Raw genomic sequence first — 15,557 nt, 5'->3', positions numbered from 1 at the left:
ACGGTCCGTCCCTAATATATGTGCTCATTTAATCGAAATTAAGGCCATACGGTCCGTTAGCGGAACCTCACTACGAAGGTGTATATAGAACGTGTATGGAATTACGGATGTACTCAGCTTGTAACTCTACCTCCAAGAACGCGACCAGGCGTCTTTCTTGTTATACGCTGTGATTTTTCTAATGGAGTAATGAAGCTTTCTGTATCAATTAGAGGTGAAGGAAAACCTATGAAAATCTAAATATAGACGTTCGTCCCCCTCTTTCAATATAATGGGATTTATAACTTCGGGCAAATTTGTGAAATGTGAAAGTAACGAAGGATCGTAAATAAGGAGATGGACATAAATGAAATTCAGTGATTTTGAAGTTGAGCAGTGGAAAGAAAATCGAAAGTTCTATGATACATGTCTCATACCTTTTACAGGATTAAGCGGGGCTGAAAGTCCTCCTGAGACGGTTCAAGCTTTAGAAAGATTACGTGATTTTATGGATATTGTGGAAATACCGTTTAAGGGACGGATTGTAACTTATCCAGCGATTCAGTATGGAGGGGGAGGATATGTTGACCTAATTAATGAGGTTTGCCAAAAAGTCAAATCCAGTGGTTTCCAGTATGCTGTGGTGTTGACAGCAGATATAGCACTTCTGGAACAAGAAATTTTTGAAAGCGATTTAGTACTCTCTCTGCCTATCATTGAGGGTTCTCTGGAAGGTAAGATTAATAGTGATATTGGTATGAAAATTCAAGAGATGTGGCGACGGTGAGTCCCTTTTAAATGTGACAGAAAATCAACAATTATAAGTTAAAATCACTTTTTGGCCTGTCACAAATTAGACAATATTCTTGACGGGTTTTGGTGCCTAAGCTATTATTAGGTTGAATCGAAATGGTATGTGATGTATTTCATTGAAAAGATTTGAAAACGGATTATTTATAGTAAGGCATCTCTGATCGGACACCTTAGATACTTTCTTATATCTTGAGAAGGGGGTTATATAACAGTATGAGCAGCCATAATGATCAACAGGATATTTGGCCTGAACAACCACCCAGCCGTAAAGAGATGTCGCGCAGGCAATTTTTGACCTACACGCTAGGTGGCGCTACTGCTTTTATGGGGGCAGGTACAATTCTCCCAATGGTCCGTTTTGTCGTGGACCCAATATTACATAAGAAGGGCGCGGGTGATTTTATAAAGGTTGCTGAAATTAGCAAAATCACCGAAGAGCCCCAAGAGTTTACGTTTGAATTGAAACAGAAAGACGGATGGTACGACAGCACAGCGACGCTGACTGCGTGGATCCGTAAAGACGCAAAGGGTGATATTTATGCGCTTTCACCCATTTGTAAACATTTAGGATGTACGGTCGGATGGAACAATGATAAGGCATATCCGGACGAGTATCACTGTCCTTGCCACGGTGCACGTTATACCAAACTCGGCAAAAATCTCGAAGTAGCTCCAAAACCGCTGGACCAGTATAAAACGAAATTTGATAACGGGTGGGTTCTTTTGGGTGATATTGTGCCTAATACAGTAGCTAGTGAGGAGGCGTAGGTTCTAATGTTTAAAAATGTCTATAACTGGATTGACGAACGTTTGGATGTTACGCCAATTTGGAGAGACGTGGCCGACCACGAGGTTCCTGAGCATGTTAACCCGGCCCATCACTTCTCTGCGTTTGTGTATTGTTTTGGCGGACTGACCTTTTTTATTACAGTGATTCAGATCTTATCGGGTATGTTCTTAACGATGTATTATGTTCCAGATATTATCAATGCTTATGCAAGTGTTGAGTATTTACAATCTAGTGTTGCCTTTGGACAAATCGTTCGCGGAATGCATCACTGGGGTGCTAGTCTTGTCATTGTTATGATGTTCCTTCATACGATGCGCGTCTTCTTTACAGGCTCTTATAAAGCTCCACGTGAGATGAACTGGGTAGTTGGAATGCTCATCTTCTTCGTAATGTTGGGGCTCGGTTTAACGGGTTACTTATTGCCTTGGGACAATAAAGCTTACTTTGCGACTAAGGTAACACTCGAAATTGCTAACTCGGTTCCAGTGATGGGACCCGTATTGAAAGAACTTATGCAAGGCGGTACGATTGTTGGTGCAGAAACGTTGACTCGGTTCTTCGCACTACATGTATTCTTCCTCCCAGCGGTGCTTCTTAGTCTGCTCGTAGGACACTTTATTATGATCCGCAGACAAGGGATTTCTGGACCGTTGTAAGTTAATCTGAGAGAGGAGGAATATGGATGGCACATGGAAACAATTCTAAGGAAAAGGTTGTATATGTCGGTGATACCAGAGTTCGTAAAGGCAATGGATTTATCACACCTCCAGACTATTCAGCCTATCCTGGTAAATCGGAAGCCTTTATCCCTAACTTTCTACTAAAAGAATGGATGGTTGGCGTCGTTGTACTTGTAGGAATATTAGTGCTTACTATTTCAGAGCCAGCGCCGCTAGGGTTTCCAGCGAATGCGAGTGCTACGGTTATCCCAATTCCTGACTGGTATTTCTTGTTTCTCTATCAGTATTTGAAGCTTCCTTATGCTTCAGGTGATTATATCGTACTGGGTACATTAGGAGTAACCGGTGTAGCTTTTGGTTCACTTCTTTTAGCTCCATTTCTTGACACGGGCAGAGAACGTCGCTTCTACCGTAGACCGATCGCTTCATCTTTGATGTTCTTATCGCTAGCGGCGATTGTGTACCTAACAAATACCGCTTGGACTGAATACAAACATGAAATGGCTGAAACTGGTCAAATTCCTGAAGATGTTCAACGGGAAGAGAAGGCGGCAGAGAATAGGGCGAAGGGGCTTCCAACCTCTAGTGCAGTTAAGGCGAAGGAAGTAGCGATTGTAGATAAGGATGATCCAGCTATGGGGCTATTTAAGCAAGCTACTTGCATCTCTTGTCATGCAGCGGATTTGAAAGGGGCAGGCGGACCTTCACTTCGCGGCGTTGGGGACACCCATGATAAAGAAGCAATCCTTACTATTATAAAAGAGGGTCAAGGGCAGATGCCGAAGATGTATGATACTGCTCTGGGAGCGGGGCTTTCTGATCAAGACATTGATGCCTTGGCAGACTGGCTTGCCAAACAAAAAAGCGAACAGTAAAATAATAATAACGCAAAACCTGATCGAAACTGCGGTCAGGTTTTTGTATGTCTAAATGTAAAGTTGCCACTACTTGGGAGGTTAATGATCTGTATGTCCGTTCTTGATAAACTGTTTAAGCACCGAGGAATCATTTGGTTGTTATTCATTGTGAATCTTCTCGGTACCATTTATGGCTACATATGGTATGGCAATCAATTGGAGTTCACGGCGGCTAACTTTCCGCTTTGGTTGCTCCCGTTTGTTCCAGATAGTCCAACCGCGAGCTTGTTCTTTACCTTGGCGCTGTTGCTAATGCTCTTTCCTCCAAAAGGCTATACGGGAAACAATGTAAGGGAGCTTATTGAGGCGTTAGCGGTTGTGACGTCTGTGAAGTATGGGATTTGGGCAGTAAGTATGATTTTTGCTGGAGGTTATCAAGGAGATATTCTAGTCTGGAAAGATTGGATGCTGGTGATCTCTCATTTGGGGATGGCAGTAGAAGCTTTGATCTATGCACGATTCTTTTCTTTCCGCAAAATGATTCCGCTAGCGCTGTTCTGGACCCTTGCAAACGATATGCTGGACTATTCCTACGGAATATACCCGTGGCTACCTTCTGTACTGAATGATGATGTCACACAGGTGCAATATTTCACGATGGCGCTTACAGTGTTTAGTGTGATTGTTGCTTGGTTGTTTAGTAGTAGACAAAGACCAGTAGACTCTATCTATCAATTTAAGAATAGGTTCTAGTAAGCAGTTCTAACCCTTGTCCCCTTGCCATACATTTAGAATTATAAGAAGTATGAGTTTTATACTATGCTTAATCCTTATAATTTTACGAGAAACGAATCTCGTCTTTAAAAGATGACAACGTCGTTTCTTCTTAAGTAGGAGGGGGTATTTCATGCTCCGAGGGAGATATTATGTGTTGGTTATTCTAGTATTTTGCTGGTTACTGACCAGCATGAATGTTGAAAAAGCTTCGGCAGCGCAAGGGAATGCTGGTGAAGGCTCTGGCAAGGCTTCGAAGCAAAGCGCCGACGTTAGTTCGGGCAACGGCTTGACAGTGATGAGCGGAAAGACCGGAGCACAGTTGCTAGAACAAGCCGCTGAGGCATTGTATGGGTATGTCTTGGAAGGGGATGTGATGAAGGTCCGACAAGAGACTGAAGAGATCTCTAGGATCATAGTGTCCTCTTCTTTTGAAGGAATGACCTCTGTAGAGGGCATTAATGCTTTATCAGGGGTCATTATGGACCTGAAGGCTGCTGTGGCAAGCGCAAAAGTATCTCAGCAGCAATTGGAGGCTACAGCGGCCAAATTACGGTTAGCTGCCAATAGTCTAAACCAACCCGGACAACCCATTTGGCTTCAGTATTATAAGCTAATCCGCGAGGATTTAAATGCGATGGAGCAAAGTGGTGCTACAAATGATCTGGCGGGATGGAAAACGGCTGTAGAGAGGCTACAGGGCAGGTACGAAAATATACGGCCAGCGGTGATCGTCTCTCGGCAACCTGAAGTTGTAAATGCTTTTGATTCCTGGCTCTCTTATGCCGCAGGCATTTCTTCTTCCTCACAAAAAATCGAACGGGCCCGTTTGCTTGAAATTGTGTCTTATGGTCAGGATACTGTGCGGGTAATGTTCGGAAAAGAGAAGGATGAGCCGGCTTTGTCAGTACCCTTGGCTTCACAAGAATTTGGGATTTGGGGAGGACTAGCCGCAGGTTTTATTATCGCTGTATTAGCTTATGCGGGTTATCGTAAGTACCGTGGAGAGAATCAGAACTTCAAACCCATTTAGTGGAATGTTTATATAACCAAAAGGAGCGGGGAAGAGTCCCCCGCTCCTTTTGGTTTATGTTTCTCTGAATCCCTCGCCTTGTACGTCGTGCACATCGCTAATAATTACAAACGCATGCGGATCAATCGATTTAACCAGTAAACTAAGACGGCGAATTTCCTGCCTTGAAACTACACAATACACCATATGTTTGGCTTGCTTAGAATACGCACCGATTGCAGGAATGAGTGTTACCCCTCGTTCTAGTTCAGCAGTGATTAGATCAGCAATTTGTGGTGCCTCATCACTAATGATTGTAAAAGCTTTGGCGGCATAAGCGCCCTCCTGGATAAAATCGATGACACGCGATGCGATGAACACAGCAACGAGTGTGTATAGAATTTTTTCTTTGGGGATATAGAAGATGGAAGAGCCGATAATGAAAATGTCGATGGCCAGAATAATCTGCCCCATGCTCCAGCCGAAATTCCGTCCCAGAATTCTTGCCACAATGTCTACGCCACCTGTAGTGCCACCAAAACGGAACACAATCCCAAGCCCGGTTCCGAGTGTTACCCCTGCGTATAGCGCAGCAAGAATAAAGTCATGTTCGGTACTGAAAGGAACAATCCATCCAGCAGAGATCAATCTTTCGAAGATCCACAAGAAAAGGGACAAAGATCCGATTCCTACACCTGTGTATACAATTTGGCGGCCGCCTAGGACTTTCCAACCGAGCAGAAACAATGGGAGATTGATTAGCAGTGTTGTTAAAAAGATTGGAATGTCAAAGGCATAATTAAGCAGCAGTGTGATTCCCGTTACGCCGCCTTCCATGAGTTGACTGGGAATGATGAAATACAGTAGTCCGAATGCATATACTGCGGTTCCGAGCATGATAGGGGCAACTGTTTTGCTGATTGAAATTACCTTGTTTGAATTCATGGAATCCCTCGTTAGGCCTTGTTAAGGCAGTTTTTCTTTTCCTATAATAAGTATACCTTTTCTTGCAGGTGTTAAAATATTCAAAAAAGATTTGTCTTCAAAACGTCTTTACGATAACATAGGGGCAAACAGAAGGCAAGATATACAGAGGGGGCTAAGATACATTTTATGGACAAAAGTCTTGGTGACATTCAGCGTGAAGTAGACGCTTATATATCGCAATTTAAAGAAGGATACTTCAGTCCGCTGTCTATGTTAGCCCGCATGTCCGAGGAAGTCGGAGAGTTGGCGCGGGAAGTCAATCATGAATTCGGTGAGAAGCCGAAGAAATCTGATGAAGCAGAGAATTCTATAGAGCTTGAACTGGGAGATATTTTGTTTATTACCGTTTGTTTTGCAAATTCTCTTGGGATTGATCTGACTGAAGCACATAATAAGGTCATGCATAAGTTTAATACCCGAGATGCTGGGCGTTGGACACCAAAAGACACCGATTAGGCCTCTATAACATATGCTGTACCAAACGAACGGGATTTAGCCGTGAGGATGGTGAGGATATGGATCAAAGGGATTATGTAAGAGAAGCCTACCGCTCAATATTGCGTAGTGACTTTGCGGAAGCTATTGTTTGCTTTGAGGCTGCGATTGCAGCTAGTCCTGCTGATGCTGAAGTCAGATATCGTTGTTCCATAACATATGCCCGCAGTGGTATGCTAGATAAAGCTTTAGTTCATGCTCAGGCGGCTATGAAGTTAGATGGCAGCAAACCTGAGTATAGTCTGCATCTACAGCATCTTCAAGCTATGATGCATGTACAGGAAGCTAAGCGGTTGATAGAAGATGAAGAAAACAAAACTCGTAACCCGTACCATCCGATTACGCTACTTAAAGAGGCCATCGCCCTGGATCCATTATACGGGGATGCTTATGTATGGCTTGCCATCGCACATAGTCGGGTGAATGAACATATACAGGCTATGGCCGCCTTAAAAGAAGTGATTTCTTTACATCCGGATGATTCTGGCTTGCGAGAATTGATGGTAGACCTTCAGAAATCCATACAATCGTATATGCAATAACTATATAACTAGTGAAAGCGAGGATGAAAAGATATGAGCAACAAGATCAGAGTTATCGTATCCGGCGCAGGCGGGAGAATGGGTAAAGAGGTTGTTAAACTTGTGCTGCAAGACGAAGAGTTGGAGCTAGCGGCTGCGGTAGATCGTTCATCGATGGATATAGATGCAGGCCGTCTAGTAGGTCTGGAAGACTCAGGAATTATTGTAACTTCAGATTTTGAGGCTGCCCTCGCAGGAAGCAACGGAGATGTTGTGGTCGATTTCACTACACCGCAATCAGCGTATACGAATACAGTGTTAGCCATTAAATATGGAGTGCGTCCGGTTATCGGTACAACAGGATTCACACCGGAGCAAATTGTGGAACTGGACAAGCAGTGTCAAGACCAGGGGATAGGTGGACTTATTGCTCCGAACTTCTCCATAGGGGCTATTCTGTTGATGAGATTTGCGGCTCAAGCTTCAAAATACTTTCCACATCTGGAGATTATCGAGTATCATGGTGACCAAAAACTGGATGCTCCATCCGGAACTGCAGTCAAAACAGCAGAGATGATTTCAGAAGTACGGGAAGAGCTTCGTCAAGGAAACCCTAAAGAAGAAGAAACGATTGAGGGTGCGCGTGGGGGTTACTATAATGGATTCCGGATACATAGTGTCCGTCTTCCTGGTGTGTTTGCCCAAGAAGAAGTGATTTTTGGTGGGTTCGGACAATCCTTAAAAATCCGGCATGATTCTTATGAGCGAGCAGGCTATATGCCAGGCGTTAAGATGGGTATTCAAAAGGTAATGGGATACACTGGCTTGATCTATGGATTTGAGCACTTTATAGAATAGACAGGGGAGAACACCATGTTAAAGATCGCATTTATTGCACATGATCGTAAAAAAGATGAAATCGTAAATTTTGTATTAGCCTATGAGCATGTATTTGTAGGTCATGAACTATTTTCTACGGGGACTACTGGCCAACGGATCATGGATGTGACTAGCTTGAAGATTCATCGCTATATGTCAGGACCATTGGGTGGAGATCAGCAAATTGGGGCAATGGTAGCCCAAGATGAATTGGATCTTATTATTTTCTTGCGCGACCCATTAATGGCACAACCACATGAACCAGATATTACAGCTTTACTTCGTCTATGTGACGTATATGGTATCCCTGTAGCAACGAATATCGCAACAGCTGAGGTGCTTGTGAAGGCGATTGATCGTGGTGACTTTGCTTGGCGAGAACTCGTCCATAAATACAAACCAGGTGTTGATGAATGAAGCTGGACATTCTTGTATTTGGGGCTCATGCGGATGATGCGGAGATCGGAATGGCAGGTACGATTGCGAAGCATACCGCTGCAGGACTAAAAGTAGGTCTGTGCGATTTAACAGCTGCGGAAATGTCCTCGAACGGTACTGTAGAGCTACGCAAGGAAGAGGCACAGCAAGCTGCTGATCTACTTGGCGTGTCTGTGCGGACGAATTTGGGCTTATCTGACAGAGGGCTGTTTATAACAGAAGAGCATGTGGCCGCTGTGACAGCAGAAATTCGCCGGTTTGCTCCTGCGATTGTTTTTGCTCCTTATTGGGAAGATCGTCATCCCGATCATATTGCGTGCAGTAAGCTGGTAGAGGAAGCTGTGTTTAATGCCAAACTACGTAAATACATGTCGGACAAGCCGGCAGTTCCGGCTCCACAGCTGTTTTTTTATTTTATAAATGATCTAGGACGTACGGATCTTATTGTAGATGTTACTAAACAATATAGGCTGAAAGAACAGGCGTTGTCCTGCTATCGCTCCCAGTTCACCAAGCCGCTCGGTGCCGATGCTGTATCCACACCGCTGACAGAAGGTTACATTGAACGTGTCCGTTCCAGAGACATGTTGCTTGGACAGCGGAGACTCATTCCCTATGCGGAAGGGTTTGCAACAAAAGTGCCTTATGCAGTAGATTTGTTTACTGCAGGGGATCAAACTATATAAGGTATAGAAGGGGACGGAATATGGACCGTTTGAAAATAGGCATCACTTGTTATCCGTCTCTTGGCGGCTCAGGCGTAGTAGCGACTGAATTAGGAAAGCTCTTGGCCGAAAAGGGACATGAAGTTCATTTTATTACACACAGCATCCCGTTTCGGTTAGGGAAATTCCAGAAAAATATATTTTACCATGAGGTAGAGGTTAATGATTATTATGTATTCAAATATCCTCCTTATGATTTAGCGCTCGCTACGAAAATGGCTCAGGTTGCCAAAATGCAGAATTTGGATTTATTCCATGTTCATTACGCCGTTCCGCATGCTGTTTGTGCTTTCCTTGCTAAGCAGATGCTTGGTAATGATATAAAAGTTGTGACGACCTTGCATGGTACGGATATCACGGTACTGGGACAAGATGAATCTCTAAAGGATCTAATCCGTCTTGGGATTAATGAAAGTGATGCAGTAACAGCTGTATCGAAGGATCTCATTAGAGAAACTCGAGAAGTGCTGGATATCACGCGCGAGATCGACCTCACTTATAATTTTGTTGACCATCGTGTCTATTACCCACGGGATGTTACGAATTTACGGGATGATTTTGCTTCCCCTGAGGAGAAGATCCTGATGCACATCAGTAACTTCCGCCCAGTTAAAAGGGTAAGTGATGTTGTGGATATCTTTGCTAAAGTGAATCGTGAAATCCCTTCACGTCTGCTGCTTGTTGGCGAAGGGCCAGATCTTCCTAAGATTCAAGCTAAGATCAGTGAAATGGGTCTGGATGATAAAGTCCGCTTCTTAGGAAGACAGGATGAGATTGCTCAAGTTATATCGTTGGCTGATCTTCTTCTGTTACCTTCTGAGAAGGAAAGCTTTGGACTGGTGGCCCTGGAAGCAATGGCATGTGGCGTTCCGACTATAGGTTCTCAAACCGGAGGCATTCCAGAGCTCATAGAACACGGCAAGACAGGATTCATTGCTCCAATTGGGGATACAGATAATATGGCGAAATATGCAATCAAACTCCTTTCGGATGATCGTATGATGGAGCAGTTCAGACAGGCTTGTCTGGAAACGGCCTGCAAAGACTTCTGTAAGGATTCGATTACAAGTCAGTATGAGGATATATATTACCGTGTGCTCGGGCGCAAGGTCCCTAGACTGGATACAGTCAGGGGGTAAGGAGTTAGTAATGAAATGGAAAATGGCGCCATCTGCTATGGCTGTTGCGGCGGAAAATGTAGTTTCTGAGCTAACTCAAAACGGCCATGAGGCATTTTGGGTCGGAGGCTGCATTCGCGATGAGCTATTGGGTAGGCCAGTGCATGATATGGATATTACAACTTCAGCAGTGCCGGAGGAAGTAATTGCCATCTTCGCACGCAGTATTCCAACAGGGCTAGCGCATGGGACGGTCACCGTGCTTCAGGATGGGCATGGATTTGAGGTGACGACATACCGAACTGAAAGCGGCTATGTCGATCACCGTCGTCCGGACCATGTTGAATTTGTTAGCGATGTGAAGGAAGATCTTCGTCGTCGTGATTTTACGATTAACGCGATATGCTGTGGGCTGGGTGGAGATTTGATTGATCCCTTCGGAGGCGAGAAGGATCTAGCTCTCCATGTGATCCGCTGTGTGGGTGATGCAGAGGAACGGTTCGATGAGGATGCGCTTCGTATGCTTCGCTGCATTCGTTTCGCATCGGTGTTAGATTTCTCCATCGCTAAGAACACGTGGAGGGGGCTACTGCGCCAGCGAGATAAGCTGGCGCATATTGCTGTGGAGCGTGTCCGCGCGGAGCTGGACCGCATCATAGAGGGGCCGCATCCTCGGCGCGGCCTTGCTATGCTAGCGCGCTGCGAGCTGCTAGCGCGCGGCAAAGCCCCGTTCCCCTGGACCGGAACCGATATGGCGGCAGCTGCCGCCTTAACGGCCGGGATAGGGGAACTGGAGAGCGCCCACCTGCGGTGGGCGCTTCTCCTCCATGCCCTGAAGCAGTCGGCCCAGGAGGCCGACGAGCTGCTGCGGGCATGGACGTTCTCTGGGACGACGCGCGTAAGCGTCGTCCGGGTGCTGCGGGTCCGCGAAGCTTGGACCGCTGCCCTTGAGGCCGTGCCGCCGGGGGAAGTGGGCGGCACGGATCTACTGCGGCGGCGCTGGATCGCCGCCGTGCTGACCTTCGGCGTAGAAGCCGCCGAAGGTTGGCTCTCGCTGCTGGCGATCTTGCCAGCAGCAGCCCTTCCCGCTGCGAGCTTGCCAGCGGGCTCGAAAGACTCGCGCGCTGTCACTACTCCAGCGGCGCCAGATCTTGTAAATGGTCTGATCTATTTACAAGCTGCAAGAGAGTGGATCGCACAAATGCCGCTGCAGAGCCTCTCAGAGCTTGCTGTTACAGGGAATGAGTTGGCGGAAGCGATTGAGAAACGTCCGGGGCCTTGGCTGGGTAATATGCTTAGTGCTCTGCTGCAAGCGACTGCTGCGGGTGATCTGTTAAACAATAAACGAGAATTGTTGCTTGAAGCAAAAAGGATGGATGGACATGAGCTATGATAAGGCATTGTCTCTAACTGAATTGAAGCAGGAAGCTTCTGATTCGAATTGGATAGACAGCGTTCAGCTCCTGGAGTCTGTCGCATCTACTCAGGAGGAAGCCAAACGATTGGCAGAAAGCGGTGCGCCAGAGGGAACAACCGTAATCGCTGAAGAACAAACCGGAGGTAGAGGCAGAATAGGTAGGAAATGGTACTCACCGCGTGGCAAAGGGATTTGGATGAGTATAGTACTGCGGCCGAATTTACCCCTGTTACAGACCCCTCAGTTAACACTGCTTGCTGGAGTTGCTGTTTGTAAGGCCATTCGCCAGGTAACCGGAGTAGATGCCGGGATTAAATGGCCGAATGATCTGCTTGCGGGCGATCGTAAGATATGCGGGATTTTGCTTGAGTCTTCTCTAAGAGAAGGAGAGCTTCATTATTGCATCGCCGGGATTGGAATTTCTGCGAACATGACTGAAGACGATTATCCTGATCATCTGAAAGAAGTAGCGACCTCCCTGCGAATTCAGCGGGGCGGTGTCCCTGTTGACCGTTCCGAGCTGGTAAGAGCTGTAATGGATGAGCTGGAGAGGCATTACATTCTATACATGAATCAAGGGTTTAAACCTATCAAAGAGCTGTGGGAGTCGATGTCAGTTACTTTGGGGCGCCAAATCGCTCTGAATAGCCCTCAGGGACGCTCTGAAGGAGTTGTAGTAGGTCTGGATGAATTAGGTGGACTACTACTTAAAAATAGTTCTGGAGAGATTTCTAGCGTGTGCTCTGGTGAAATCGAGCTTTTATAAATCCTTTGTGAGTCTTTTCAATATGGCAGGGTGTCATCCCCTGTCATATTTTTTTCGTGTATTTCCGTGTCCTTTTTGTTATACTATGGGGCAGAGGCGGTATCGTTTTGCGAACTGTACTCTTGATTTGATGAACTTATAATGGTTTTATTATTGGAATCACCTTCATAACTGCGTTAGACGGTTACGTTGGATTCTGCTCTGAGCCGTAAGGACCGAGACAGAAGGGACGATCGCGAGTGACTCTTTTTTGCCCTTCGGACCTTTTTAGCAAATTATTGCTAAAGGGTTTTTTTGTTGCGATTTTTACGGGGATGTAATTTCAAAAAGGAGGACGAAGAGAGAAATGGCAAACAAACAAGCACTTAATATTGTGAAAATGAAAAAAATGAAAGCAGATGGGGTGCGGTTAAGTATGTTGACCGCTTATGATTACCCGTCGGCATTACTTGCTGAAGAAGCCGGTATCGACCTTATCCTGGTGGGTGACTCCTTAGGAAACGTGGTACTTGGATATGATACAACTTTACCTGTTACAATTGACGATATGGTTTATCACACTCGTTCAGTAACCCGGGGTGCACAGAATACGTTCATTGTGGCAGATATGCCATTTATGACCTATCACGGAAGTATAGATGAAACTCTGCGTGGTGTGCGCAGACTAATGCAGGAAGGGCGGGCTCATGCCGTCAAAATGGAAGGTGGTCTCGAAATTTGTGAGACAGTCACTGCGGTTGTAGCTGCAGGCGTTCCTGTGCTCGGACATATTGGGCTTACACCACAATCGGTCAATATGATTGGTGGCTACCGTATTCAAGGTAAGGATGCCAAAGATGCAAAACGTCTGATGGATGAGGCTAAAGCGCTTGAAGCCGCCGGTGCTTTTGCAGTGGTACTGGAACTAGTGACTGAAGAAGTAGCACAAGCGATTTCTGAGGCACTGAGCATACCGACCATTGGGATTGGTGCAGGTCGTTATTGTGATGGACAGGTATTGGTTTTCCATGATTTGTTGCGTTATGCCTCACCCTACCGTGAGAAACGTTTTGTCAAAACTTACGCGGATGTGGGTAGTCTGATTCGTGAGGGTATCAGTCAATATGTGAAAGAAGTGAAGGATCGCTCGTACCCAGATGAAGGTCATGTTTTTAAAGCAGATGAAACCGTTCTGGAATCTTTATACGGCGGTGCCGGAAAGGATGGGGAATAAGATGAGAGTCGTCAGAAGCATTAAGCAACTGCGCGAAGCTTTGGAATATATGAGACAAGGTGGGCACACTCCAATTGGGTTTGTTCCAACGATGGGATACCTGCATGAAGGACATGCCAGTCTGCTTCGGCGGGCAGGCGAAATGAGCAACACGGTCGTTATGAGCATATTTGTGAACCCGCTGCAGTTCGGACCGAATGAGGATTATGATTCCTATCCGCGCGATGAAGAGCGTGATTTGGAGCTTGCGGAACGCGAAGGTGTCGATATTGTATTTATCCCCAGTGTGGAAGAAATGTATCCGCAGCCTACCCGGACTACAGTCTCGGTATCTGAGCTTACCACTCGACTCTGTGGGGCATCACGTCCAGGACATTTTAATGGGGTAACGACAGTCGTTAATAAACTATTCAATATTGTGCAGCCTGATTATGCCTTCTTCGGACTAAAGGATGCTCAGCAAGTAGCAGTGCTCCGCCGAATGGTGTCTGATCTAAATATGAATGTTGAAATTGTTCCTTGCCCTATCGTTCGTGAAGGAGATGGACTTGCGCTTAGCTCACGTAACGTATTCCTATCTCCGGAGGAACGTAGCCAGGCTCTGGTGTTATCTCGTTCCCTGCGTGAAACGCGTGAGGCCATCGAAGAAGGAAAGGTAAGAACTATAGCTGAAGTTCGGGATTTGTTGACATCCGTTATTTCTAGCTCACCTTTGGCGGTTATTGATTATGCGGAAATCCTGACCTTTCCTAATCTGGAAGGCTTGCGGAACGAAGTTGTATTAACGGATGTAGATGGGGAAATGATTATAGCGCTTGCCGTGAAGTTTGGCAGAACGCGCTTAATTGACAATAATGTATTTATTCCAAAGGAGGTTGCCGCTCTTGTTTAGACATATGATGAAGTCCAAAATTCACCGCGCGACGGTGACAGAAGCGAATTTGAATTATGTAGGAAGTATTACCATTGATGAGAACTTAATGGAAGCGGCAGATATTCTTGAGAATGAAAAAGTACAGATCGTCGATAACAATAATGGTTCCCGGTTAGAAACTTATGTTATTCCTGGGCCTCGCGGCAGTGGTGTGATCTGTCTGAATGGTGCAGCTGCTCGTCTGGTTCAGCCGGGAGATACAGTAATTATCATTTCGTATGCGATGCTGTCCTCAGAAGAATTGGAGTCGCATAAGCCAACAGTGGTATTCGTGGATGAGAACAACAAACCCGTGAAGCTGGCCGATCACGAACTGCATGCTACAATCGCTTAAAGGATGGACTTACGCCATGTAATGAATGGCAGGGATGAAAGACCCCGATCTCGCAGAAAATGAAGTCAGGCAAGCTGAACTGATTTCATCTTCAGTAAGGGGGGATAGCCCATGTTTCAACATTTGTTTGCTGAAATGAACAAGGTGCTTCAGGAGATCGTTACAGATTACCCTACAGCGGAGGGTGCCCGCCGGAATGAGCTTTTATGCAATTATAATATGCTGCATCGACTTAGCGATAAAGTCATGGATGAATGGCTGGCCTTTGCAGAGAAGCTAAGCCACTTTCGTGAAAGTGTAGATTTTACGACTGTGGTCGAAGAGGAAGTGCCAGAGCAGGAAGCACCCGAGCTGTGCATGGATACTTTTGTCAGAGGTCAGGGGTATTATAAGCTCTTGATGTATGGAAAATGTATTGAGCAGTTTAAGGAAGTTATTGTGCAATATCCGGATAGCCTGGCTGCTCGATTATATTTAGCCATCTCTTACCTTCAAGAAGGGGAAGGGGAGGCTGCTTGGAGTCATCTGAACCATATGCTCGGTTTGATAAGGGAAACCAAGCTCAAAGCCATGGTGTATAATGCTTTAGGCTGTATCCGGGCCTCACAGGAACGTTTCAATGAAGCACAGGAGCTGTTTGGCCTTTCTTTGCAACTTGACCCGGCTCTTCCTGAACCGACTGTGAATTTGGAGGTTTGCCGCCGCCGAGGAGGTAAGCTTCATTTCGGAAATCAGCTTGTTTCATTATTGTAAATTATTACGTTTACGGTTTATTATTCCGCATTTTCATTCAAGCGATGCATCCCCTGAACCAGTGGTGTGCAT

19 protein-coding genes are annotated in these 15,557 nt (G+C 45.7%); 18 read left to right on the top strand and 1 reads right to left on the bottom strand.

Features of this window, described 5'->3' with window-relative positions; translation table 11 throughout:
• Positions 1-346 precede the first annotated feature (346 nt).
• From CA598_RS15540 to CA598_RS15515, 6 genes are all read left to right on the top strand, one after another.
• Positions 347-766 carry a DUF2487 family protein gene (locus CA598_RS15540; RefSeq protein ID WP_094877094.1) on the top strand — a complete coding sequence of 140 codons (420 nt, stop codon included), beginning with the start codon at positions 347-349 and terminating at the stop codon, positions 764-766.
• 239 nt (positions 767-1,005) lie between these two features.
• Entirely contained in the window at positions 1,006-1,560 is a 555-nt protein-coding gene (locus CA598_RS15535; RefSeq protein WP_094874664.1) for a QcrA and Rieske domain-containing protein, read from the top strand.
• A 6-nt stretch (positions 1,561-1,566) separates the two neighbouring features.
• Positions 1,567-2,238 (top strand): menaquinol-cytochrome c reductase cytochrome b subunit, encoded by a 672-nt coding sequence (gene qcrB, locus CA598_RS15530; RefSeq protein ID WP_042129529.1) that lies wholly within the window; start codon positions 1,567-1,569, stop codon positions 2,236-2,238.
• A 26-nt stretch (positions 2,239-2,264) separates the two neighbouring features.
• Positions 2,265-3,137: a menaquinol-cytochrome c reductase cytochrome b/c subunit gene (locus CA598_RS15525; protein WP_094874665.1), complete on the top strand. Its 873-nt coding sequence runs from the start codon at positions 2,265-2,267 to the stop codon at positions 3,135-3,137.
• Between the two features lie 93 nt (positions 3,138-3,230).
• A complete protein-coding gene (locus CA598_RS15520; protein ID WP_256990515.1) occupies positions 3,231-3,872 on the top strand; it encodes a DUF1405 domain-containing protein in 642 nt (213 codons plus the stop codon).
• A gap of 154 nt (positions 3,873-4,026) precedes the next feature.
• On the top strand, positions 4,027-4,926 hold the full coding sequence (locus tag CA598_RS15515) for a sporulation protein YpjB (protein WP_094874666.1): 900 nt from the start codon (positions 4,027-4,029) through the stop codon (positions 4,924-4,926).
• A 54-nt stretch (positions 4,927-4,980) separates the two neighbouring features.
• Here CA598_RS15515 and CA598_RS15510 read toward each other — a convergent pair whose 3' ends face one another.
• Positions 4,981-5,850, bottom strand: a complete 870-nt coding sequence (locus CA598_RS15510; protein WP_042190138.1) for a YitT family protein — start codon at positions 5,848-5,850, stop codon at positions 4,981-4,983.
• 168 nt (positions 5,851-6,018) lie between these two features.
• Here CA598_RS15510 and CA598_RS15505 point away from each other — a divergent pair, with 168 nt between their 5' ends.
• From CA598_RS15505 to CA598_RS15450, 12 genes are all read left to right on the top strand, one after another.
• Complete coding sequence (locus CA598_RS15505) at positions 6,019-6,348, top strand: nucleotide pyrophosphohydrolase (RefSeq protein ID WP_036676271.1); 330 nt, start codon at positions 6,019-6,021, stop codon at positions 6,346-6,348.
• Between the two features lie 59 nt (positions 6,349-6,407).
• Entirely contained in the window at positions 6,408-6,929 is a 522-nt protein-coding gene (locus CA598_RS15500) for a tetratricopeptide repeat protein (protein WP_094874668.1), read from the top strand.
• 33 nt (positions 6,930-6,962) lie between these two features.
• Positions 6,963-7,766, top strand: coding sequence for a 4-hydroxy-tetrahydrodipicolinate reductase (dapB, locus tag CA598_RS15495; RefSeq protein WP_094874669.1), 804 nt, complete (start codon positions 6,963-6,965; stop codon positions 7,764-7,766).
• A 15-nt stretch (positions 7,767-7,781) separates the two neighbouring features.
• Positions 7,782-8,204, top strand: a complete 423-nt coding sequence (locus CA598_RS15490) for a methylglyoxal synthase (protein ID WP_042129517.1) — start codon at positions 7,782-7,784, stop codon at positions 8,202-8,204.
• The gene (bshB1, locus tag CA598_RS15485; RefSeq protein ID WP_094877092.1) at positions 8,201-8,911 is read left to right on the top strand and encodes a bacillithiol biosynthesis deacetylase BshB1; all 711 of its coding nucleotides are present in this window, start codon (positions 8,201-8,203) and stop codon (positions 8,909-8,911) included. Before CA598_RS15490 ends, bshB1 begins: the two co-directional genes overlap by 4 nt.
• Positions 8,912-8,931: 20 nt before the next feature.
• The gene (gene bshA / locus CA598_RS15480; protein ID WP_094877091.1) at positions 8,932-10,089 is read left to right on the top strand and encodes an N-acetyl-alpha-D-glucosaminyl L-malate synthase BshA; all 1,158 of its coding nucleotides are present in this window, start codon (positions 8,932-8,934) and stop codon (positions 10,087-10,089) included.
• Between the two features lie 10 nt (positions 10,090-10,099).
• The gene (locus CA598_RS15475) at positions 10,100-11,461 is read left to right on the top strand and encodes a CCA tRNA nucleotidyltransferase (protein ID WP_094877090.1); all 1,362 of its coding nucleotides are present in this window, start codon (positions 10,100-10,102) and stop codon (positions 11,459-11,461) included.
• Positions 11,451-12,251 (top strand): biotin--[acetyl-CoA-carboxylase] ligase, encoded by an 801-nt coding sequence (locus CA598_RS15470; RefSeq protein WP_094877089.1) that lies wholly within the window; start codon positions 11,451-11,453, stop codon positions 12,249-12,251. The genes CA598_RS15475 and CA598_RS15470 overlap by 11 nt, the downstream gene beginning before the upstream one ends.
• 346 nt (positions 12,252-12,597) lie before the next feature.
• The gene (panB, locus tag CA598_RS15465) at positions 12,598-13,464 is read left to right on the top strand and encodes a 3-methyl-2-oxobutanoate hydroxymethyltransferase (RefSeq protein ID WP_094872550.1); all 867 of its coding nucleotides are present in this window, start codon (positions 12,598-12,600) and stop codon (positions 13,462-13,464) included.
• Position 13,465: 1 nt separating this feature from the next.
• The gene (panC, locus tag CA598_RS15460) at positions 13,466-14,356 is read left to right on the top strand and encodes a pantoate--beta-alanine ligase (RefSeq protein ID WP_094877088.1); all 891 of its coding nucleotides are present in this window, start codon (positions 13,466-13,468) and stop codon (positions 14,354-14,356) included.
• Positions 14,349-14,732 carry an aspartate 1-decarboxylase gene (panD, locus tag CA598_RS15455; RefSeq protein ID WP_094872553.1) on the top strand — a complete coding sequence of 128 codons (384 nt, stop codon included), beginning with the start codon at positions 14,349-14,351 and terminating at the stop codon, positions 14,730-14,732. Before panC ends, panD begins: the two co-directional genes overlap by 8 nt.
• Before the next feature lie 111 nt (positions 14,733-14,843).
• Positions 14,844-15,485, top strand: a complete 642-nt coding sequence (locus tag CA598_RS15450) for a tetratricopeptide repeat protein (protein ID WP_042190119.1) — start codon at positions 14,844-14,846, stop codon at positions 15,483-15,485.
• Positions 15,486-15,557: the final 72 nt, after the last annotated feature.

Origin of the sequence: Paenibacillus sp. VTT E-133291, from assembly GCF_002264395.1 — a bacterium.
Taxonomy (GTDB): domain Bacteria; phylum Bacillota; class Bacilli; order Paenibacillales; family Paenibacillaceae; genus Paenibacillus_AQ; species Paenibacillus_AQ nitricinens.
Note: the sequence above shows the minus strand (reverse complement) of the source record. Positions and strands in the feature narration are given on the sequence as shown.